18 protein-coding genes and 1 pseudogene are annotated in these 20,500 nt (G+C 64.9%); 9 read left to right on the top strand and 10 right to left on the bottom strand.

What is annotated here, in order from left to right; genetic code table 11:
- Positions 1-87: 87 nt before the first annotated feature.
- The 4 genes from JWQ24_RS17080 to JWQ24_RS17065 all read right to left on the bottom strand — a co-directional run bounded on the left by JWQ24_RS17080 (position 88) and on the right by JWQ24_RS17065 (position 6,092).
- Complete coding sequence (locus tag JWQ24_RS17080; protein WP_299810432.1) at positions 88-3,192, bottom strand: MexW/MexI family multidrug efflux RND transporter permease subunit; 3,105 nt, start codon at positions 3,190-3,192, stop codon at positions 88-90.
- A gap of 107 nt (positions 3,193-3,299) precedes the next feature.
- Positions 3,300-4,493, bottom strand: a complete 1,194-nt coding sequence (locus JWQ24_RS17075; RefSeq protein WP_299810429.1) for an efflux RND transporter periplasmic adaptor subunit — start codon at positions 4,491-4,493, stop codon at positions 3,300-3,302.
- 1 nt (position 4,494) lies between these two features.
- Complete coding sequence (locus JWQ24_RS17070) at positions 4,495-5,196, bottom strand: TetR/AcrR family transcriptional regulator (protein ID WP_299810426.1); 702 nt, start codon at positions 5,194-5,196, stop codon at positions 4,495-4,497.
- Positions 5,197-5,357: 161 nt separating this feature from the next.
- Positions 5,358-6,092, bottom strand: a complete 735-nt coding sequence (locus tag JWQ24_RS17065; RefSeq protein ID WP_299810423.1) for a cytochrome c biogenesis protein CcdA — start codon at positions 6,090-6,092, stop codon at positions 5,358-5,360.
- A gap of 129 nt (positions 6,093-6,221) precedes the next feature.
- On the opposite strand from JWQ24_RS17065, the gene JWQ24_RS17060 reads away from it, so the two are divergent.
- Both JWQ24_RS17060 and JWQ24_RS17055 read left to right on the top strand, forming a co-directional pair.
- A complete protein-coding gene (locus JWQ24_RS17060) occupies positions 6,222-7,217 on the top strand; it encodes a P1 family peptidase (protein ID WP_299810420.1) in 996 nt (331 codons plus the stop codon).
- Positions 7,218-7,410: 193 nt separating this feature from the next.
- Positions 7,411-7,692, top strand: coding sequence for a hypothetical protein (locus JWQ24_RS17055; protein ID WP_299810417.1), 282 nt, complete (start codon positions 7,411-7,413; stop codon positions 7,690-7,692).
- 78 nt (positions 7,693-7,770) lie between these two features.
- Here JWQ24_RS17055 and JWQ24_RS17050 read toward each other — a convergent pair whose 3' ends face one another.
- Positions 7,771-8,940 (bottom strand): outer membrane beta-barrel protein, encoded by a 1,170-nt coding sequence (locus JWQ24_RS17050; protein ID WP_299810415.1) that lies wholly within the window; start codon positions 8,938-8,940, stop codon positions 7,771-7,773.
- Positions 8,941-9,158: 218 nt separating this feature from the next.
- On the opposite strand from JWQ24_RS17050, the gene JWQ24_RS17045 reads away from it, so the two are divergent.
- A complete protein-coding gene (locus tag JWQ24_RS17045) occupies positions 9,159-9,365 on the top strand; it encodes a KTSC domain-containing protein (protein WP_299810412.1) in 207 nt (68 codons plus the stop codon).
- Positions 9,366-9,515: 150 nt separating this feature from the next.
- Here the strand turns inward: JWQ24_RS17045 and JWQ24_RS17040 are convergent, their stop codons facing one another.
- The gene (locus JWQ24_RS17040; RefSeq protein WP_299810408.1) at positions 9,516-10,295 is read right to left on the bottom strand and encodes an EF-hand domain-containing protein; all 780 of its coding nucleotides are present in this window, start codon (positions 10,293-10,295) and stop codon (positions 9,516-9,518) included.
- A 255-nt stretch (positions 10,296-10,550) separates the two neighbouring features.
- On the opposite strand from JWQ24_RS17040, the gene rpe reads away from it, so the two are divergent.
- Positions 10,551-11,249: a ribulose-phosphate 3-epimerase gene (gene rpe / locus JWQ24_RS17035; RefSeq protein WP_299810405.1), complete on the top strand. Its 699-nt coding sequence runs from the start codon at positions 10,551-10,553 to the stop codon at positions 11,247-11,249.
- 121 nt (positions 11,250-11,370) lie between these two features.
- Here the strand turns inward: rpe and JWQ24_RS17030 are convergent, their stop codons facing one another.
- Positions 11,371-11,706 (bottom strand): hypothetical protein, encoded by a 336-nt coding sequence (locus tag JWQ24_RS17030; RefSeq protein ID WP_299810403.1) that lies wholly within the window; start codon positions 11,704-11,706, stop codon positions 11,371-11,373.
- A 403-nt stretch (positions 11,707-12,109) separates the two neighbouring features.
- Here JWQ24_RS17030 and purB point away from each other — a divergent pair, with 403 nt between their 5' ends.
- The 4 genes from purB to JWQ24_RS17010 all read left to right on the top strand — a co-directional run bounded on the left by purB (position 12,110) and on the right by JWQ24_RS17010 (position 16,130).
- A complete protein-coding gene (gene purB, locus JWQ24_RS17025) occupies positions 12,110-13,417 on the top strand; it encodes an adenylosuccinate lyase (protein WP_299810400.1) in 1,308 nt (435 codons plus the stop codon).
- Positions 13,418-13,487: 70 nt separating this feature from the next.
- A complete protein-coding gene (locus tag JWQ24_RS17020; RefSeq protein ID WP_299810558.1) occupies positions 13,488-14,030 on the top strand; it encodes an MOSC domain-containing protein in 543 nt (180 codons plus the stop codon).
- A 58-nt stretch (positions 14,031-14,088) separates the two neighbouring features.
- Positions 14,089-14,628 (top strand): MOSC domain-containing protein, encoded by a 540-nt coding sequence (locus JWQ24_RS17015; protein ID WP_299810398.1) that lies wholly within the window; start codon positions 14,089-14,091, stop codon positions 14,626-14,628.
- Between the two features lie 170 nt (positions 14,629-14,798).
- Positions 14,799-16,130, top strand: coding sequence for a serine hydrolase (locus tag JWQ24_RS17010; RefSeq protein ID WP_299810396.1), 1,332 nt, complete (start codon positions 14,799-14,801; stop codon positions 16,128-16,130).
- Positions 16,131-16,416: 286 nt separating this feature from the next.
- Here the strand turns inward: JWQ24_RS17010 and JWQ24_RS17005 are convergent, their stop codons facing one another.
- The gene (locus JWQ24_RS17005) at positions 16,417-17,763 is read right to left on the bottom strand and encodes an ATP-binding protein (protein WP_299810394.1); all 1,347 of its coding nucleotides are present in this window, start codon (positions 17,761-17,763) and stop codon (positions 16,417-16,419) included.
- 124 nt (positions 17,764-17,887) lie between these two features.
- Between JWQ24_RS17005 and JWQ24_RS17000 the strand changes: the two genes are divergently transcribed.
- On the top strand, positions 17,888-18,496 hold the full coding sequence (locus JWQ24_RS17000) for a response regulator transcription factor (protein ID WP_299810392.1): 609 nt from the start codon (positions 17,888-17,890) through the stop codon (positions 18,494-18,496).
- Between the two features lie 166 nt (positions 18,497-18,662).
- Here the strand turns inward: JWQ24_RS17000 and JWQ24_RS16995 are convergent, their stop codons facing one another.
- Together JWQ24_RS16995 and JWQ24_RS16990 are read right to left on the bottom strand one after the other, a co-directional pair.
- A complete protein-coding gene (locus tag JWQ24_RS16995) occupies positions 18,663-19,880 on the bottom strand; it encodes a glycosyltransferase family 87 protein (RefSeq protein ID WP_299810390.1) in 1,218 nt (405 codons plus the stop codon).
- A gap of 160 nt (positions 19,881-20,040) precedes the next feature.
- Positions 20,041-20,500: pseudogene (locus tag JWQ24_RS16990) on the bottom strand (cell division protein FtsH); the annotation flags it as partial.

Below are 20,500 nucleotides of genomic sequence, written 5' to 3'. Positions count from 1 at the left end.
CTGTGAGGGCTGCGGGCGCAGCATACGAAAATGGCGGATCGATTTCTCGATCCGCCATCAAAGCTCAAAGGCTCATGTTCGACAAGCTCAGCTCGTGCGCAGCGCCGGCACAGCGCCATCCTGCAGATCGAAGGCCTCGATCTCCTTGGCGCGCTTGGTCTCGCGGCCGGCGCGGTGGTCGGTGGCGATCGCCACGTAGACCGCGGGCAGCACGAACAGCGTGAACAGCGTGCCGATCATCATGCCGGACACCACCACGAGGCCAATCGAGAACCGGCTCGCCGCACCCGCACCCGCCGCGGTCAGCAGCGGCAGCAGGCCGGTGACCATCGCCGCCGTCGTCATCAGGATCGGACGCAGCCGGACCCGCGCCGCCATCTCGATCGCCGAACGCTTGTCGAGCCCTTCCTTGAGCTGCAGCTCGTTGGCGAACTCCACCATCAGGATGCCGTGCTTCGAGATCAGCCCGACCAGTGTCAGCAGCCCGACCTGGGTGTAGATGTTGATCGTCGCCACGCCGAAGAACAGCGGGATCAGCGCACCCGAAATCGCCATCGGCACCGAGATCATGATGACCAGCGGATCGCGCATCGATTCGAACTGCGCCGCCAGCACCAGGAAGATGATGATCAGCGCGAAGCCGAACGCCACCGCGAGCTGGTTGCCTTCCTGCACATACTGCCGGGAATCCGCGAGATAATCGTGGTTGAAGCCGGCCGGCAATTGCTTGGCCGCTCCCTCCAGGAAGTCGACCGCGGCGCCGACGGTGACGCCGGGCATCGGCACGGCCTGGAAGGTCGCCGAGTTGAGCTGGTTGTAGTGCGACAGCGCGTTCGGGTTGGTGGCGGTTTCCACCGTCACCAACGTCGACAGCGGCACCTGCTGGCCGGTGGACGTCGGCACGTAATAGTTCTGCAGCGAATCCTGCGAGATCCGCATCGCGCGCGGCACCTGCGGGATCACTTGGTAGGAGCGCCCTTCGAGGTTGAAGCGGTTGGTGTAGTTGCCGCCGAGCAGCGTCGACAGCGTGCTGCCGATGCTCGCCATCGTGACGCCGAGGTCGTTGGCCTTGTTGCGGTTGATGTTCACCTTCACCACGGGCTGATTGTAGTCGAGATCGCTGTCGGCGACGATGAACAACCCGCTCTTGCGCGCGGCGTCCTTCAGCTTGTTCATCTCCTCATAGACCGACTGGAAGCCGTTGGTGGAGTTGATCACCATCTGAATCGGCAGGCCGCCGGGGCCGCCTGGCAGCGCCGGCAGGTTGAAGGCGAAGGCGTTCACGCCCTCGATCTTGCTGAGCTCGGCCTGCACCAGCGGCTTCAGCTTGGTGGAGGAGCGGGTGCGTTCGTCCCACGGCTTCAGCAGCATGCCGGCGATGCCGTTGCTCGGGCCGTTGATGCCGTTGATGATGAAACGCAGGTCGGTCTCCGGGAACTTCTCGAACACCTTGTCCATCTTGTCGCCGTAGAAATCCGAGTAGTCGATGTTGGCGTATTTCGGCGCCTTGACCACCGCGAACAGGATGCCCTGGTCTTCCTCGGGCGCCAGCTCCTTGGACGTGTGCTGGTACATGAACACGACGAGGCCGAGGATCACCACCGCGAACAAAGCGGTGATCGGGCGGTAGTCGAGCGAACGGTCGAGCTGGCGGCCGTACCAGCGCGTGGTGGCGCCGAACACCTTGTCGACCTTCTTGCCGAACCAGCTCGGCTCCTCCTGCTTCAGCAGGACCGAGCACATCATCGGCGACAGCGTTAGCGCGATGATGCCGGAAACAATCACCGAGCCGGCCAGCGTGAAGGCGAATTCGCGGAACAGCGCGCCGGTGAGGCCGCCGAGGAAGCCGATCGGCGCGTACACCGCCGCCAGCGTAATGGTCATCGAGATCACCGGGCCGACGATTTCGCGCGCGCCTTCGAGCGAGGCCTGGACCGGCGATTTGCCCTCCTCCAGATGCCGATGGATGTTCTCCACCACCACGATGGCGTCATCGACCACCAGTCCGATCGCCAGCACCATCGCCAGCAGCGTCAGCAGGTTGATGCTGAATCCCATCACCAGCATCAGGCTGCAGACGCCGATCAGCGACAGCGGGATCGTCACCACCGGGATGATCACCGAGCGGAAAGAAGCCAGGAACAGGAAGATCACCACGATCACAATGCCGACGGCCTCGATCAGCGTGTGCTCGACCTCGTTGATCGACGAGGTGATGAACATGGTGGAATCGTAGGCCACCTTCATCTTCAGCGAGGGCGGCAGGTTGCGCTGCAGTTCGGGGAACAGCTTGCGCACGCCTTCGACGATGTTGAGCGGATTGCCTTCCGGTGTCGACTGCACGCCGATGAAGATCGCGCGTTCGCCCGAGAACGCCACGCTGGCGTCGGTGCTTTGCGCCGCGAGCTGCACGGTGGCGATGTCCTCCATGCGGACGAAGCCGCCGTCCTTGGCCTTCACCGTCATCCGCTTGAACTGCTCGACGTTCTGCAGGTCGGTATTGGCCGTGACGTTGGAGATGATGAAATAGCCCTTGGTCTGGCCGGCCGCCGACTGGAAGTTGTTGGCGCGGATCGCCGCCGCCACGTCATCCGGCGACACGCCACGCCCCTGCATGCGGACCGGATCGAGCCACAGCCGCATCGCAAAGGTCTGGCCGCCGAGAATGTCGGCCGAGGCAACGCCCGCAACGGTGGACAGCACCGGCTGCACCGCGCGCGTCAGGTAGTCGGAGATCGCCGAACCGGACAGTTCCTCGCTGGAGAAGCCGAGATACATCACCGCCGTGGTCGAGCCGGTCGATTTCACGATCACCGGATCGTTGGCCTCTTTCGGGATCAGGTACTTGACCGAATTGACCTTCGACAGCACTTCGGTGAGCGCGGCGTTGGGGTCGTTGTTGAGCTTGATGTAGACCGAGATCAGGCTCTGGCCCTGGGTCGAGGCCGAGGTCATGTAGTCCAGGCCTTCGGCTGCCGCGACGGCCTGCTCGATCGGCGTGGTGATGAAGCCCTGCATCAGGTCCGGCGACGCGCCGGGATACACCGTGGTGATGGTGATCACGGTGTTCGACAGCTTCGGATACTGCCGGATCGGCAGCGAGGTTGCGGCCTTGAAGCCGATCAGCAGGATCAACAGGCTGACGACCACCGCCAGCACCGGCCGCTTGATGAAAATATCGGTAAAAACCATCGCGGTGCTCCGTCAGCGGCATCGGCGCCGAACGGATCGGCCGCGGCGATGCAGGAAATCTCGATTGTGAGACGGGCTGCGGCGATCCGCAGCCCGTCGCTCTCTTGTTAGTTCAGCGGCGCCTTCGCCGGAATCTGCGGACCGGGATCGCTCGAGATCACCACCGCGACGCCGGACTGCAGCTTGAGCTGCCCGACCTGCACGACACGGTCGCCGGCCTTGAGGCCGCGGACGATGACGGCACGGCCGTCGATGCGGTCGCCGGTCTGCACGAAGGAACGCACCGCCGTCAGATCGGTCTTGCCGTCATCGAGCTTCTTCTCGGTGATCAGGTAAACCGAGTCGCCGTACAGCGTGTAGTCGACCGCGGTCTCCGGCACGGTGATCACGGCCGGCTTGTCGGGCAGCACCACCGTGGTGGTCGCGAACATGCCGGGCTTCAGGATGCCCTCGGGATTCTGGATCGTCGCCTGCACCCGGATGTTGCGGGTCTCGCTGGCGATCTGCGGCTCGATCGTGGTCAGCTTGCCTTCGAATTTACGGCCGGGATAGGCATCCACCCCGATGCGCACGGTCTGGCCGACCTTGAGCGTGCCGGAATCCTTCTCGGTCACGGTGAAGTTGGCATACACCGCCGAGAGGTCCGTCAGCGTCACGATCTGGGTCCCGGCGGTGAGGTACTGTCCGATCTCGACGCGGCGCACGCCGAGCACGCCATCGAACGCCGCGCGCACCAGCTTCTGCGAGATCACGGCTTCGGTCCTGGCGATGCCGGCCTGGGCCTGGTCGAACGCCGCCTGCGCGGTGTCCACCGTGGCCTGCGGGCCGAACTGGCGCGACGCCAGCTGCTTGGCGCGGTCGAGGTTGAGTTCCGCGACCTTGGCCTGCGCCTTGAAGCTGGCGAGGTCGCCCTGCTCCGGTCCGTCGAACAGCTGCACCAGCGGCATGCCGGCCTTCACGGAAGCGCCGGCCTCGAACATGATCTGGGTGATGCGGCCGTTGAGGTCGGAGGTGACGTTGACCTGGTGCACGGCGGCGAGGTCGCCGACCGCGTTGATCAGGTTCGGAATCACTTCCGACTTGGCCGCGGCCACCGTGACGTTGGTCGGCGGCGGCTTCATCGTGGCGAAGAAATTCTTGATGGCGTTGGCGCGGATGTAGTTGAATCCGACGATGGCCCCGACCAGCACCCCGAGCAGGATGCCGATGATGATGAACCAGCGCCCCATCCGCACCGGGCGCGGACGGGGTTTTTCGACAGGCGCGCGCGGCGCCGTATTGGCTTCGGTCGTGAGGGTCATGTCAGGCGCTTTCTGTCGTTACCGCGGGCAGCAGGTCCGGCGAAATTTCTAGGTCGATATATCGGGCGATGGCCGCTTCGGTGAGGCCGATGCCGCGAAGAATGAACTCGCAGAGCTGCCGCTCGAGACCGGGATCGTTGCCATAGGGCAAAGTGGGAACCGGGGGAAGCCTCGCCAGCGAGGCCATCATCGCGGTGTGGTGCGCGAACCAGAACAGGTTCAGCGGCGTATTGCCGACGCGGCTGGCGTCGCCCTGCGCGATCGCCTGCTCCAGCGCCCCGGTGAAGGCCGCGCCGATCAGCCTGCCAACCTTCTCGAACAGCAGCCGGGCGAATTCGCCGTCGTTGAGATGGCTGATGATCATCAGCCGCATCCGCTGCGCTTCTTCCTGCTCGGGCGCGGCGAGCACTTCCTGGAAGTGTCCGACCATGCCGCGAATCAGGATCACCAGCGTCTCGGTGGATGGCGGCAGGCCAAGCAGCTTGTGCAGGCCCGGATCGGCCTCGCATTCCTCGGCGAGGATTTCGGCGTACAGCGCCGACTTGGTCGGGAAATGCTTGAACAGCAAGCCTTCGGAGATCGACGCCGCCGCGGCCACGCTCTTGGTCGTGGTGCCGGCGAATCCGTGTTGCGCAAAGCATCGCTTCGCCGCGCTGAGAATCAGCTCGCGCCTGAGATCATGGGTCATTCGTAAGGTGCTCATCGTCGTGAGTAAGCACTCACCTTGCGAATTGTCAATAATTTGGTGCGTCGCGGAAGGCGGATTTTGGGGCCCGGCGCCGGTATAGGTATCATGTGCAGGCGGATGGGCTGAAGGGCTCGCGAGTTCCCGAGTCTACGCAGCAGCGCGTCCGGGTACCGCCGCTAGCCGAAATTCTGCAGCGCCGGAAACGTCTCCAGCAGCCAGATGCTGACGCTGGACACCGCGCCGGTGAGGAAGCCGATGCCGGTGAGGACCATCAGCACGCCCATCACGCGCTCGACCTGCAACAGATGCCGCTTCATGCGGGCGAACATCGTGGAGAACTGCTCGACCATCAGCGCCGCGATCAGGAACGGAATGCCCAGCCCGGCGGAATAGACCGCCAGCAGCATCGCGCCCTTGGCGACGGTGGCCTCGGCGGCGGCGACCGACAGGATCGCGGCGAGGATCGGGCCGATGCACGGCGTCCAGCCAAACGCAAAGGCCAGCCCCATCGCATAGGCGCCCCACAGCCCGACCGGCTTGGCCATCGCCAACCGGCCCTCGCGCATCAGCAGGCCGATCCGGGTGAGGCCGAGGAAATGCAGCCCCATCAGGATGATGATGATTCCGGCGACGATCGACAGTTCGGCCGAATAAGCCCGGATCAGGCCGCCGATCAGGCTGGCGCTGGCGCCGAGCGCGACGAACACCGTGGAAAAGCCGAGCACGAACATGCACGCCGAGATGATTACCGCGCGCTTCGAGGCGCGGTCAGCCTCGTCGGCGGCGACGTGCTCGATGGTCGCACCGGTAAGATAGATCAGATAGGGCGGCACAAGCGGCAGCACGCAGGGCGACAGGAAGCTGACAAGGCCGGCCAGCAGCGCTGCGGGGATCGAGACATCATGGATCATACGGCTAGATGCACCCCGGGCGCTGCGGGATGCAAGGCCCGTGCGGCGCCTCGCCGCGTTGTGATCGCGGCGTGATCGGTTGACCCGCCGCGCCGCGCGGCGATCATGGGCGCCAGATTGGAATCACCGATGCACAACCTCCTGACCGACATTGCCGGCGTCCGCGTCGGCCACGCCGACGACGCTGCCCTCGCCTCCGGCGTCACCGCGATCCTGTTCGACCACCCCGCGGTGGCGGCCATGGATGTGCGCGGCGGCGGGCCCGGCACCCGCGACACCACGCTGCTCGACCCCGTCAATACCGTGGAGACCATCAACGGCATCGCATTGTCCGGCGGATCGGCCTTTGGCCTTGAGGCCGGCGGCGGCGTGCAGGCCTGGCTCGCCGAACAGGGCCGCGGCTTTCGCATCGGCGACGCCGTGATCCCGATCGTGCCCGGCGCGGTGTGCTTCGACCTGCTGAACGGCGGCAACAAGAAATGGGGCCGCTTCGCCCCCTACCGCGACCTCGGCTACGCCGCGGCGGAGGCCGCCGGCGACAGCTTTGCGCTCGGCAGCGTGGGCGCCGGCCGCGGCGCCACCACGGCGAATTTCAAGGGCGGGCTGGGCTCCGCTTCGGCGATCACCTCCGGCGGCGTGCGCGTCGCGGCGCTCGCCGTGGTCAATGCGATCGGCAGCGTCACCGTGGGCGACGGGCCGTGGTTCTGGTCGGCGCCGTTCGAGGTCTCCGACGAATTCGGCCAGCGGGGCCTGCCCGCGCATTTCACGCCGGACATGCTGGCGATGCGCATCAAGGGCGGCACGGCGGCCTCCGCGATCGAGAACACCACATTGGTGGTGGTCGTCACCGACGCGATGCTCAGCAAGCCGCAGGCAAAGCGGCTGGCGATGATGGCGCAGACCGGCTTTGCGCGCGCCATCACCCCGGTGCACGCGCCGCTCGACGGCGACATCGTGTTCGCGGCGGCGACCGGCGAGAAGCCGATCGATCCGCTCGTCGGCCTGACCGAACTCGGCATGGTCGCCGGTCACGTTACCGCACGCGCCATTGCGCGGGGCGTCTATCACGCCACCGCGCTGCCCTTCGAAGGCGCGCAGCCCGCATGGCGCGACAAATTCGGCTAGGCGCTCCCGTCACCGCCAAGATCATCCGGGTATATATTTCCGCACGAACACATAAAACTACCTATTTACTTTGGTGGTATATGATAAATCCAAGTATACTAAGGTTAAAAATCCGTTTAACTTGCCGGACGTAAAACCCGGCGTCACCTTGTCGATGCGCTTCACAAAAGAGCGCGCAACAAGGAGAAGCGTCATGAAGAAGATCGTCGTTCTCGCTGCGATGGCTACCGCATTGCTCTCCGCCCCGGCCTTTGCTGGCGGTGGTGGTGGTGGTGGACGAGGCCTGATCATCAATGCCAGCGTTGTGACGGGTTCGAACGGCGTGCTCGGCCTGCTCGGCGGCGGTGGCCGCGGCAATAGCGGCCTGGGCATCGGCGCCAGCGTCAACACCGGCAAGGGCGGCATCCTCGGCGCCATCCTCGGCGGTGGGCGCGGCAATTCCGGCGGCCATTCCGGCGGCGGCTGCGGCTGCTGACATCACACTGGAACGAACGGGGGACGCCCCGCTCGTTTTGTACTTCCTGGTTTCACTTCACGATTTCACTTCGTCATCTTATTTGGCCACCTTGGCCTTGTCTTCCGCCTTCGCCCGGGCCTCGTTCGGCGCAAAGGTCTTGGTCAGCGACGACGCTACGATGATCGCATTGGCCCTCTCGCCATTGATCAGCGTGCCCGTCGTGCGCGACAGGTCCATGCCCCATTTGATATCCTTGGTGATCTCTCGCGACATGCCGACGCCGAACGTGGTGGTGGTCTGCCGGAACGGCGAATCCAGATATTCGATCGACGCATAGCCGGCCGCCGCCGTCAGCAGCAGCTTCGGATCGACCTGCCAGCCCGCCTTGGCCGAGTAGAGCGTATCGATGGTGATCGGCGAGACCGGAAAGGTGGTCTCGCCGGCGCGGCGCGTGGCATTCAGATCCAGCGTCACCGTCTTCCATCTGGCCGGCCGCCAGCTCACACTGGCGTCGAACAGCGTGCGCTCGACATTGCTGAAATCCACGTCGTGCCATTTGCCGTACAGTTTCGAGACCGAGGCAAAGGCGGTGACTTCGTCGGCATCATACTTCGCGAACACAAACGGCTGCACGCGCTCGTTGTCGCGGCGATAGCCGAACACGTCGAGCTCCTCGGCGTAGCGCCGCGCCGACAGATTCACGGAGACGCCGAGCTCGGCCTTGCCGCGGATCACGCTGACGCCGGGAATGATCGCGCCGCGCCAGTACGACAGCGGCGTCGGCAGGAAATCCTCAAAGATTGCGTTGGTCTGGTTCAGCGTCGAGCGCCCGCCTTCCGCGGTGACGAACAATTTGACCTTGTCCTGCAGCGACTCGAGCTTGACGGTCTGCAACAGATCGCTGGCGCGCAGATTGTAGCTGTTGAAATCGGACAGCGTGGTGGTCGAAGTGACGCGCAACTCATCGTTGCCCGTCGTTCCCCGCAGCATCACCTTGCCGTTGGTCATCGGCAGCAGCAACGGATTGGCGTAGCGCGTGGTGCTGCCTTCCGCGGTGACGCCCCAACTGCCGCTGTCGTCCTTGCTGCCGGCGGCGAGCGCGACATCGGTGGCAATGAAGGCGCTGCCCGGCGAGCCGTGGCCGGAGCCGAATTGCGGATTGCTGTCATAGCCGCCGCGCAGCCGCACCGAGGCCAGAAAGTCGTCCTCGGCGAAGGCCGGCCCGCCAAGTAAATAAATACCGACGACCGCGATGAATACTTTCATACGCAACATACGCCACCCGAAATACTTTACAATCGAGGGAAGCGTGTCGCGTTATAGTAAGCAAAGAATGAAGTTCCTTCCCGGCGGCGGGATTAATCGACGCCCTTCGAAAGCCCGCGCCGCCGCCTACCACCGTCGCGCCGATGTGTACCACCGGGCCGCGCGCAACGAATGACGGTGGTAGTTATTACCAGCAGGGCTTCACCGGACCGGCCGCCATGCCTTCGTCAGCCATACGACACCTCGCCTACGATGCTGCCACGCGCGAACTCACCGTGACCTTCGTCAGTGGCCGCCGCTATGCCTATGCGGATGTCGCGCCGGAAATGTTCACGGCAATTTCGACGACGCCGTCGCAAGGCACGTTCTTCAACGCGCACATCCGGGACGCCTATGCGTATCGGGAGCTGGAACGGCGGCGATGAATGGCCCCCTCTTGTCCCGGACGCGCCGCAGCGCGAAGCGCTGTCGCGCAGAGCCGGGATCATGCCAGACACCGGCGTGCGTGACGGCCCCGGCCCTGCGAAACGATACTTCGTATCGCATCGCGTCCGGGGCACGAGAGGAAACTACGATCAGGCGCTGATCGACAGCGTCGAGGTGGCCTTGGAGGCCTGGATCGCCTGCGCCTGGCGCTGGATCATCTGCTCGATGAAATTATACGACGAGCTGGCCTTCGACGACGTGGCATTCGCGGTCGTCGATGCGCTGCCGGTCGGGGTCGGCGCGGACGTCATCGAGACCACGGAGCCATCGGCATAGGTGGTCGATGTCGTCGTGGTGCCGTCGGGATTCATCGTGGTCGTGGAGGTGGCGTCCTTGGTGTCGCTATCGCCGCCGCCGCCACCGCCGCCGCCTTTTAGCGCCGCTGCGGCCGAGCTGGCGGCGCCCTTGCCCTTCAGCGCCACCGACAGCTCATCCTGGCTGACCGAGCCGTCGCCGTTGGTATCGAGCTTGGCGAACACCTTGTCGGCATTGGCGACGTTGGTGCCGCCGGCGCCGAGCTTGTCCTCGAACTCGGCCTTGCTGATGCCGCCGCTGCCGTCGCTGTCGAGCAGGCTGAACAGCTTCTTCAACGGATCCGACTTGCCGCTGGAGGCCGATGTCGTGCTGGCGTTGGAAGCGTCGCACTGCGCCGCGATCGCCGCACTCATCGTGCTGGTCGACAGCGTACCGGAGCTGCTCGAACTGCTGCTGATCACCGGCGTGGCGGTGGCACTGGAGGTCGCCGCCGTGGTGAACGGCGTGTTGGCGCTTGACGTGCCGGTGCTGGTCGCCGCGCTCTTTTTCTTCGAGGCGGTCAGCGCCTGAAGCGCGTCGATGGCGGTGGTGGCGGCAGCGAGGGCTGGCAACATCGAAAACTCCTGTCCATGCCGCGGCGTGCGGCCTGAATTCGCAGCTTTAGAGGGAGCAAGTCACGTGCCAGCGAAATAACCCCGTAAAAACAACAACATTTCCGCTTCAGCGGGCGAAGAATCCCGGCAAATCATGCCGTTGCGGCAGAATGTGCCGGGACCGATCGGCCGTGCTGATCGACCGCGCGCGTTGCCGCTGCGCGAAGCCCATGTTACGCGGGGTCCTCCCCTCCGCAGGAACGCCCAGGAAACCCGATGTCCAGCTTCGCGCCCCGCCCCCTCGTCATTGCGCCCTCGATCCTGGCCGCGGATTTCTCGAAACTCGGCGAAGAGGTCCGCGCCGTCGATCAAGCCGGCGCCGACTGGCTGCATCTCGACGTGATGGACGGCCATTTCGTGCCGAACATTTCCTACGGCCCGGATGTCATCAAGGCGATGCGGCCGCACACCAAGAAGATCTTTGACGCGCATCTGATGATCGCGCCGTGCGACGCCTATCTGGAAGCCTTCGCGAAAGCCGGCTGCGACCACATCACCGTGCATGCCGAGGCCGGCCCGCATCTGCACCGCTCGCTGCAGGCGATCCGCGCGCTCGGCAAGAAGGCCGGCGTCTCGCTGAATCCCGGCACGCCGCTGTCGGCGATCGAATACGTCATCGACCTCCTCGACATCGTGCTCATCATGTCCGTCAACCCCGGCTTCGGCGGCCAGGCCTTCATCCCCTCCGCGCTCGGCAAGATCTCCGACCTGCGCGCCATGACCGCGGGCCGCCCGATCGATATCGAAGTCGACGGCGGCGTTACGTCGGCGGTATCAGGCCAACTGGCGGCTGCCGGCGCGAATGCGTTCGTCGCGGGCTCGGCGGTGTTCAAGGGCGGCACGGTGGAGAGCTACAAGGCGAATATCGATGGAATCCGCGGAGCTGCGCTGCAGGCGCGCGGAGAAGCGATTTAAGCCTCAGGGTGGGTTGCCTCCGTCCTTTCGGATGAAGCGCGTAGCCCGCATGAGCGCAGCGTCATGCGAGCTACCTGGCTGCGCTCAACCCATCCTGCAGGGCCACGGGCTTCTCGCGGTCTCAAAGATACCGCGCATCGTCGCCCTTCAGTGCATCGCGCATCCCGTTCGGCACCGGAAAGCCGTAACCGGACCAGTCATCGGCCCAGCTCAGCCGTCCCGCCTGGTGCTCCGCACTACAATGGAGCTCGGTGCCGACGATATTCAACGCAACAAGCAACGCCTGAATGGCGTCCGCCCCACCCGCTGAACCTTTCCGCTCGCGGTCGGGCCAGCCGATCGTCCAGTCCGAGAACCACGAATTTTCGCGCTGCTCGGGCCACGAAATGCCCACGGTGACATCGACGAATCCGGCGCCGTCTCGGAGTTTCAAAATGCGCTGCATGGCGTTCGACATGATTAAAGCCTCAACACAGGAAGCGTAGGGAACAAGCGCGCTCTTGCGCCGTGCCCACCATCGTGCACCGAGATTGAAAGGGGTGGACACGCTTCGCTTTGGCCATACTACCATTTCGACCTTGAGGCCCGGGCACATCGCCCACCGCTGTCATTCCGGGGCGCAAATCCGGCGCCGTCAGGCGATGGATTTGCGAACCCGGAATCCAGAAGTGCGGTTCGCCATCTCGAGATTCCGGGTTCTCGCTGCGCCGGCTTCGCCGGCCGAGCGCGCCCCGGAATGACAGCGTGGGTGGCCGCGTCCGGCGACTTTCCGCGCCCCCTCCCGCACCGCCATCCGTTCTGGCCTCCCCCGCCCCTTTCTGCTAAAGCGCGGCGTAATCCCCCAAACCCCGCGAGTGCCCATGATCCCCCGCTATACCCGTCCCGAAATGGCTGCCATTTGGGAGCCGCAGACCCGCTTCAAGATCTGGTTCGAGATCGAGGCCCATGCGGCCGATGCGCTGGCGGAGCTGGGCACCATCCCGAAGGAAGCCGCCAGGACCATCTGGGCCAAGGCCAAGGACGTCACCTTCAACGTGGACCGCATCGACGAGATCGAGCGCGAGACCAAGCACGACGTCATCGCCTTCCTGACCCACCTGGCCGAAATCGTCGGCCCGGAAGCGCGCTTCGTGCATCAGGGCATGACCTCCTCCGACGTGCTCGACACCTGCCTCAACGTGCAGCTGACGCGCTGCGCCGACCTTCTCATTGCCGACGTCGATCGTCTGCTGGCGGCGCTGAAGACCCGCGCCTTCGAACACAAGATGACCCCGACCATCGGCCGCTCGCATGGCATCCACGCCGAGCCGGTCACCTTCGGCCTGAAGCTCGCTTACGCCTATGCCGAATTTACGCGCGCCCGCGAACGTCTCATTACCGCGCGCAAGGAAGTCGCGACCTGCGCGATCTCCGGCGCGGTCGGCACTTTCGCGCAGATCGATCCGCGCGTCGAAGCGCATGTTGCGAAAGCGATGGGCCTTGCCGTCGAACCGATCTCGACGCAGGTGATCCCGCGCGACCGCCACGCGATGTTCTTCGCCACGCTGGGCGTGATCGCCTCGTCGATGGAGCGCCTGGCCACCGAAGTGCGCCACATGCAGCGCACCGAAGTGCTGGAAGCCGAAGAGTTCTTTTCCGAGGGCCAGAAGGGCTCGTCGGCGATGCCGCACAAGCGCAACCCGGTCTTGACCGAGAACATCACCGGCCTCGCCCGCATGGTCCGCGCCTATGTCGTGCCGGCGATGGAGAACGTGGTGCTGTGGCACGAGCGCGATATCTCGCATTCCTCGGCCGAGCGCATGTTCGGCCCCGATGCCACCGTGACGCTCGACTTCGCGCTGAACCGAATGGCCGGCGTGATCGAGAAGCTCCTGATATATCCCGCCAACATGCAGAAGAACCTGGATCGCCTCGGCGGCCTCGTGCATTCGCAGCGCTTGCTGATCGCGCTGACGCAGAAGGGCGCCTCGCGCGAGGACGCCTACAAGCTCGTACAGCGCAACGCGATGCCGGTGTGGCGCGGCGAAGGCGACTTCCAGACGCTGCTGAAGAACGACGCCGACGTTACGAAGTATCTATCTGACGCCGAGATCGAGGAACAGTTCGACCTCGGCTATCACTTCAAGCACGTCGATACGATCTTCAACCGCGTGTTTGGCACGAATTAAGCATTGTCATTGCGGGTCGCGCGCAGCCCAAGCTGCGGGCGACCCCGGAATGACAATGAAGGGAATGTGCATGGGTCGCGTCGTCGCCGTCTGTTTCCGCAAGGGGCACCACTTCAGCAAGCCGCCGGCGCTCAGCATTCGCCTGCTCGCAGGCCTCGGCGTCGAGGGCGACGCGCATATGGGCGAGAAGGTCATGCACCCCTACCTCGCACGCAAGAACCCTGATGCGCCGAACCTGCGCCAGGTGCACCTGATACACCGCGAACTGTTCGACGAGGTTCGCGCCAAGGGCTTCGACGTCAATCCCGGCGACCTCGGCGAGAACGTCACCACCGAGGGCATCGACCTGCTCGGGCTGTCGACCGGCACCAGGCTCCATCTCGGCGACGGAGCGGTGATCGAGATCACCGGGCTGCGCAACCCCTGCCACCAGATCGAGGACTTCCAGAAGGGTCTGCTGGCCGAAGTGTTCGAGAAGAACCACGCGACCAAGACGCTGGTGCGCAAGGCCGGCATCATGAGCATCGTGCTGACCGGCGGCGACGTCCGCCCCGGCGACGCCATCCGCGTCGAGCCGCCCGAAGGACCGCACCGTCCACTGCTGCTGGTGTAGCTGTCATTCTCCCGCACGCTCCATCGGCGCAGCGGGGAATGACAACCGGGGAGTTTGCATGGCCACCGTCCTCGCCGTCGCCCAGCGCCACGGCCATCACTTCAGCAAGACGCCGACGCTCAGCATTCGCCTGCTCGCAGGCCTCGGCGTCGGGGGCGACGCGCATATGGGCGAGACGGTGAAGCACCGCTCGCGGGTACAGCGCGATCCGACCCAGCCGAATTTGCGCCAGGTGCATCTGATCCACGCCGAACTGTTCGACGAGCTGCGCGCGAGGGGATTCGTGGTGCAGCCGGCGGAGCTTGGCGAGAACGTCACCACCGCAGGCATCGACCTGCTCGGGCTGCCGACAGGGACGCGGCTGCGGCTCGGTGACAGCGCCGTCATAGAAGTCACCGGGCTGCGCAATCCCTGCATCCAGATCGACGCGTTTCAGAAGGGCCTGATGGCCGCAACCCTGGACAAGGACGCCGGGGGCCACCTGATCCGCAAGGCCGGCGTCATGGCCATCGTGCTGGCGGATGGCTGCGTGCGGCCTGGCGATGCGATCGCGGTGGAATTGCCGGCAGAACCGCATCGGAAGCTGGTGGCGGTGTAGGGCGTGGCCTCATGAGCGCGTAGCCAAATTCCGCGAGATCCGAAAATAACCTCGCAAGTGGCTCAATCGAACCTTCCCTTTCCCGCATGGTTCTCGCTACGCTGCGCGGCATAGATGGAATGCCGGACCGCCATCGCGGCAACGGCACAAAAACGATACGAGGAAACGCCATGACCCGTCTCAGCGCGCGCCGCGCGTCCGTTTTCGCTGGCGCCAGCCTGCTTGCACTCGCGCTCGCAACCTTTCCCCATGACGTCCGCGCCGAGGATGCGCCGAAACTGCCTGACGCGACGCAGACTGATCCCGTCGTCAACAGCGTGATGCGGGGCTTTCCGCCGTCGGCCGACAAGACCGTGCGCTTCTCCGACGGATCGAGCGGCAAATTCCCGGGCACGCGCTGGGCGTTCAGCCACATCCGCGAACTGGTGCCAACGGCGAATGTGTGGCGCGGCGAAGGTCCGGTTGCGCAACTGCCGCGCGCCGAGCGAGACCTCGACAAAATTGCTGTCACGACGATGGACGGCAAGCAGATCACCTTCGGCGACATGCCGGCGCTGACCTACGCCGACGGCCTCCTGGTGCTGCACAAGGGCAAGATCGTCTACGAGAAGTATTTCGGCGCGGGTGACGCGCATCGGCCGCACATCGCCTTCTCGGTCACCAAGTCGTTCGTCGGCACGCTGGCGGCGACGCTCGCAGCACAAGGCAAGCTCGATCCTGAGGCGCGGGTCGTCAAATACGTGCCGGAGCTGAAGGACTCCGCCTACGGCGACAGCACCGTGCGGCAGGTGATGGACATGACCATCGGCGTCAAATACTCGGAGAACTACACCGACCCCAAGGCCGAGGTGTTCGACTATGCGCGGGCGGGCGGCATGGTGCCGCAGCCGCCGGGTTATACCGGGCCGAAGACGTTCTTCGAATTTCTCGTGACCTTGCAGAAGGAGGGCGAGCACGACGCCGCCTTTGCCTATAAGACCTCGAACGCCGAGGTGCTGGCGTGGATCGTCAAGCGCACATCTGGCCAGTCGATGGCAGATCTCTTGTCGCAGCAGATATGGCAAAAGCTCGGTGCCGAGAACGACGCTTATTTCATGGTTGATAGCATCGGCACAGAAAGCGGAGGCGGCGGGCTCAACACGACGCTGCGCGATCTCGCCCGCTTCGGGGAAATGATCCGCAACAAGGGTCGCTTCAACGGTCAGCAGATTATCCCGGCGGAAGCGGTGGCCGACATCGTAAAGGGCGGCGACAAGGAGAAATTTGCCAAGGCCGGCTACAAGACCCTGCCCGGCTGGTCCTATCGCGACATGTGGTGGCAAACCCGCAATGAGAATGGCGCGTTCGAGGCGCGCGGCATCTACGGGCAGGCGATCTACATCGATCCGAAGGCGGAGATGGTGATCGTGCGCTACGCCTCGCACCCATACGCCGCCAATGGCGCCAATGATCCTGTTACGCTTCCGGCCTTTGCCGCGGTGGCGAAGGAGCTGATGAAGTGACAATCCACTTTGGAGCCGGCTCGGCATCTACGACTGACGCTAGAGCTTTTTTTGGATTGAGCCTACTCGCCGTCCTCATGGTGAGGAGCGCGCCATTTGGCGCGCGTCTCGAACCATGGCGTGTGTCGCCCATCCTTCGAGACGCGGTCGAAGATGACCGCTCTTCAGAATGAGGAATCCTTGTGGAGAGGATGACTCATCTCAAAACGAAAATGCTCTAGGCCGAAAGGATCGGGGCGCACTTTTGCGTGCCGATTGACAATGCGGTGTTTATTGGAGCGCCCGGTCACGCCGGCGATGTGCCAACGCCTGTCGGCACCCTCGCCTCTACGGTCACGCCCCGCTCCGTCGAGGTCACGTCCATCGTCCCACCGAGTGCCAGCACGCGTTCGCGCATGCCGGTCAGGCCGAGGCCGAGTCTGTGATCGGCGGCCAGACCGGCGCCGTCGTCCTGCACCCGCACCGACACTTCGTCGACGCCCGTCGGCGCGATGGTGACTTCGACGCGCGTCGCGCCGGCGTGGCGGAACACGTTGGTGAGAGCTTCCTGTACCACGCGGTAGATGGTGAGTTCGACGGTCTCGCTCATCGGGCCGGGCGCCATCGCGATCGCCACCGCGACGCCGGGATGCGCCTCGCGCCATAGCCGCGTCAGCGCGCTCAAGGCCTCGCGCAGCCCGAGTTCGCTCAAGCCTGCCGGCCGCAGCCGCTCCAGCACGCGGCGATTGAGCTGCTGCAACTCGTTGACCTGCGCCGGCATGGCGCTGCCATGATTTTGCAGCGCCGCGATATCCGGCGTCGCAGAGCCCGCGATCCGCTGCAGCGCGCTGCCGTGTGCGCGCAGCGCAAACAGGAACGGCCCGAACTCGTCGTGCAGTTCGCGCGCGATTTCCTTGCGCTCGACATCCTGCAGCGACACCACCCGCTCCGCCAGCCGGCGCTTGTCCTCTACCGCGGCGCCCAGAGCAGTAGCCAGCGTGTTCAGCCGCTCGCCGATCGCGGCCAGCTCCGGCGGCCCCGCCGGCGCGACGCGGGTCTGATAGTGGCCGCCCTCGATCCGCGCCATGGCGTCGGACAACTGCCCGATCGGCGCCAGCGCGCGGCTCACCACGGTCATGGTAATCAGCAGCATGATCGCGGCAATCGCGGCCCCGACCTCGAGCTGGGTAACGATGCCATCCCAGATCTCCGCCATCTCGTCATTGGGATGCGAGGCGATCACCAGCGCACCCAACGATCGTCCGTTGACGACGACGGGAACCCGCAATGTGGTCTGCTCGGGATGTATCAGCCTGACGAACCATGCCGGCGGCGCATTGACTTCGTCGTCATCCCGGCGCGCTGCCGGCGTGACCGGCGCCGTCCCCTCCTCCCGGACGATGCTGACATGGCGCAACGCGGCGAGATCCGCGACGATGCGCTGCAGCCGCGCCTCGGGATCCGGCGCCTCGTTCAGTCCCGCGACCAATGTCGCGATGAACTCGCGCGCCAGCAGCACCACGCTGCGGTCTTCCGCCGCCACGCGCGGCCCGGCCTCCAGCGCCAGCCGGGCGATATTGATCACCAGCCCGAGCATCAGCACCAGCGCCAGCAGCAGGTTGAGTCGCGCCCGCAGGGATAGTCGTTGCCACATCCGTCTCTGCCGCCGTGCACCATGGGTGAGCGTTGACACGCAAATTCATCGACGCTCTACTTCAAGGCGGTAGTAGATGCCGATGGCGCGGCAAGGCCAAGCATATTTACCGGGACCGATGCCGATGCGTATCCTGATCGTCGATGACCATCCCATCGTCGCCTCCGGCTGCCGCGCGCTGCTGGCCGGCGATGCCGATATCGAAATATTCGACGCCGCCGATGCCGACATTGGCGAGGCCGTGTTCGCCCGCGAGGCCCCCGATATCTGCGTGCTCGATATCAACCTGCCCGGCGTCTCCGGCTTTGAACTGGCGCGGCGCATTCTGGCGCGCGACGGATCGGCGCGGATCATCATGTTCAGCATGAACGACGATCCGGTATTTGCCGCCCGCGCCATCGAGGCCGGCGCCCGCGGCTATGTATCGAAATCCGGCGATCCCCAGGATCTCGTCGCGGCGATCCAGGAGGTCGCGCGCGGCGGCGTGTTCCTGACGCCGGCCACTGCGCAGAGCCTGGCCTTCGCCCGACCCGACGATCGGCTCGGCAAGCTCAATCCGCGCGAGATCGAGATCCTTCGGCTGCTCGCGGCCGGCAAGAGCCTCACCGAAATTGCCTGGATGGTGCACGCCTCCTACAAGACGATCGCCAATACCTCGTCGATGATGCGCCACAAGCTCGGCCTGCGCACTTCAGCCGAACTGGTGCGGCTGGCGATCGAGAGCCGGCTGTGATGAGCTGATTTCGCGTTCCCCCGCCGCTTTTTCGGGTCTTGCGGCAAGATCAAGGCGGATCATCCGTCAAGCGTCGAAAGCCATTCAGTTTCAAGGACTAGCACACCGTCGATGCGGCGTGACGTCTTGCGGCGAATCTGTGGCACGGACGTGCGCCGTCGAGAGATCAGCTCTGGACGAGACTTGTGTCGGGCAGCAGCGCCGCCTTGTTTTGCCATACGCCGCAGCGTCGCGCGATCAGCGCCGCGACCACCAGCGTGGCGCCAAAGCCGGTGGGCGCCGCGAACAGCGGAAAGAACATCAGCAGGAACGCGACGAGCCCCAGCGCCGGCAGTTCGTAGCGTGCGAAGCCTTCCGCCAGCCCGACACGCACAAGGAAGCCGACCGGGATCGCCAGCACCATCACGTCGTAGAGAAACAGATACGGCGTCACCAGCAGCGTGCCGGTGGCCAGGGCTGCGGCCTTCCATTCGTAACGCAGCCGGCTGCGCCACATCACGACCAGCGTCACCGCGACCGCCGACGTCATGACACCCTGAAACATCCAGCCGAGCGGCTCGCTACCGCCGAAGTAGCGCACAAGCCCAAAGATGCTCTGCATCTTGCCCCAGGGCGCGCGACCCTCGGTGAGGAAGGCCTGCGAGAACATCGGCATCCAGTGAAAGAACGCCTGCCAACTCTCGGTGCCATAGGCCAGCCACGACACGGCCGCGAGCGCCACCGCCGTGATCGCCGCGCTGACAAAGACACGCCATTGCCAGGCGGCGATCAGCACCAGCGGAAACAGCAATCCATATTGCGGCTTGTAGCTGAGCAGGCCGAGGCAGATGCCGGCCAGCACCGGCCGCGTCGGCAGCAGCACCAGGGTGGCGCCGATCAACGAAGCGGTGAGAAAGCCGTTCTGCCCGATCAGCGTATTGGTCAGCACCACCGGAAACGCGGCTGCCAGCAGCAGCCCGAAAGGGCGCCCGACCACCGCACGCATCATGACGAGATACGGCACGAAACTCAGCGCGGCCCAGCCGGCATACGCCACCGCATAGGGCAACCGCGCCAGCATTTCGGCGACGAACAAAAACGGCGGTGGATAGTGCCAGGCGAAATTGCCGGGATAGGATTGGCCGAGCACCGCGACCTGGACCCGCTTCTGGATCTCCCAGTCCCAGGCCCAGGCCGGATGGCCCTCGAGCGCCAGTCTGCCGGCCGACCAGACATTGACGAAGTCGGTGGGCATGCCCAAGCCGGCCTCGTCATAGATCCAGCCGCGGCCGTAGAACGCCGGAAAGAGCACGATGTTGATCACCGCCAGCACGAAGCAGACGTTGAGCAGCGCCTTGGGAATGGCGGTGTCGTGCGGAACCGGTGCAAGCTGTTGCGCGGCCATCGGCCATCCCTCGTCGCGCCCGATGCGCGGATGCAGAATGCCATCGCCGACGTTGAGGAAGATTTAAGGGAGCAGCGTTTCCCCTCCGCACCCGGGCACGAGACACCACACAAAAAACGCGGCCTTTCGGCCGCGTTTTCTCAATTCTTCAAATTGTGCATCACGCCTGCGGCTGTGGCTCCAGGCCGGTGTCCGGACGCGGGCGCGGCTTGCCGGCGGGCGGCACCGCGGAGGTGCGCGGGCCGGTCGGCTCGAGCACGGATTCGCGGTTCGGCTTCTTGCCGTTCAACAGATCCTGGATCTCGTCGCCCGAAAGCGTCTCGAATTCCAAAAGCCCCTTGGCCAGAGCTTCCAGATCGGCGCGCTTCTCGGTCAGGATCTTGGTGGCCTCGTTGTAGCCTTCCTCGACCAGACGGCGGATTTCGCTGTCGATCTTCTGCACGGTGGCTTCGGAAGCATTCTGCGTGCGCGATACCGACATGCCCAGGAACACTTCATCCTGGTTCTCGCCATACGACACGGTGCCGAGTTCTTCCGACAGACCCCAGCGCGTTACCATCATGCGGGCAAGGCGCGTGGCCTGCTCGATGTCGGACGACGCACCGGAGGTGACCTTCTGG

The organism is Tardiphaga sp. (assembly GCF_028290495.1).
Taxonomy (GTDB): domain Bacteria; phylum Pseudomonadota; class Alphaproteobacteria; order Rhizobiales; family Xanthobacteraceae; genus Tardiphaga.
This window is presented reverse-complemented; position numbering and strand designations above follow the sequence as displayed.

What these genes read in the sequence shown, in the direction of transcription:
- JWQ24_RS17080 (WP_299810432.1), bottom strand. Translation starts at nt 3,192, where the DNA reads ATGGTTTTTACCGATATTTTCATCAAGCGGCCGGTGCTGGCGGTGGTC.
- JWQ24_RS17030 (WP_299810403.1), bottom strand. Translation starts at nt 11,706, where the DNA reads ATGTCGAACGCCATGCAGCGCATTTTGAAACTCCGAGACGGCGCCGGA.
- JWQ24_RS17060 (WP_299810420.1), top strand. Translation starts at nt 6,222, where the DNA reads ATGCACAACCTCCTGACCGACATTGCCGGCGTCCGCGTCGGCCACGCC.
- JWQ24_RS17015 (WP_299810398.1), top strand. Translation starts at nt 14,089, where the DNA reads ATGGCCACCGTCCTCGCCGTCGCCCAGCGCCACGGCCATCACTTCAGC.
- JWQ24_RS16995 (WP_299810390.1), bottom strand. Translation starts at nt 19,880, where the DNA reads ATGGCCGCGCAACAGCTTGCACCGGTTCCGCACGACACCGCCATTCCC.
- JWQ24_RS17065 (WP_299810423.1), bottom strand. Translation starts at nt 6,092, where the DNA reads ATGATCCATGATGTCTCGATCCCCGCAGCGCTGCTGGCCGGCCTTGTC.
- JWQ24_RS17075 (WP_299810429.1), bottom strand. Translation starts at nt 4,493, where the DNA reads ATGACCCTCACGACCGAAGCCAATACGGCGCCGCGCGCGCCTGTCGAA.
- JWQ24_RS17000 (WP_299810392.1), top strand. Translation starts at nt 17,888, where the DNA reads ATGCGTATCCTGATCGTCGATGACCATCCCATCGTCGCCTCCGGCTGC.
- JWQ24_RS17045 (WP_299810412.1), top strand. Translation starts at nt 9,159, where the DNA reads ATGCCTTCGTCAGCCATACGACACCTCGCCTACGATGCTGCCACGCGC.
- JWQ24_RS17010 (WP_299810396.1), top strand. Translation starts at nt 14,799, where the DNA reads ATGACCCGTCTCAGCGCGCGCCGCGCGTCCGTTTTCGCTGGCGCCAGC.
- JWQ24_RS17040 (WP_299810408.1), bottom strand. Translation starts at nt 10,295, where the DNA reads ATGTTGCCAGCCCTCGCTGCCGCCACCACCGCCATCGACGCGCTTCAG.
- JWQ24_RS17070 (WP_299810426.1), bottom strand. Translation starts at nt 5,196, where the DNA reads ATGAGCACCTTACGAATGACCCATGATCTCAGGCGCGAGCTGATTCTC.
- JWQ24_RS17050 (WP_299810415.1), bottom strand. Translation starts at nt 8,940, where the DNA reads ATGAAAGTATTCATCGCGGTCGTCGGTATTTATTTACTTGGCGGGCCG.
- purB (WP_299810400.1), top strand. Translation starts at nt 12,110, where the DNA reads ATGATCCCCCGCTATACCCGTCCCGAAATGGCTGCCATTTGGGAGCCG.
- rpe (WP_299810405.1), top strand. Translation starts at nt 10,551, where the DNA reads ATGTCCAGCTTCGCGCCCCGCCCCCTCGTCATTGCGCCCTCGATCCTG.
- JWQ24_RS17020 (WP_299810558.1), top strand. Translation starts at nt 13,488, where the DNA reads ATGGGTCGCGTCGTCGCCGTCTGTTTCCGCAAGGGGCACCACTTCAGC.
- JWQ24_RS17055 (WP_299810417.1), top strand. Translation starts at nt 7,411, where the DNA reads ATGAAGAAGATCGTCGTTCTCGCTGCGATGGCTACCGCATTGCTCTCC.
- JWQ24_RS17005 (WP_299810394.1), bottom strand. Translation starts at nt 17,763, where the DNA reads ATGTGGCAACGACTATCCCTGCGGGCGCGACTCAACCTGCTGCTGGCG.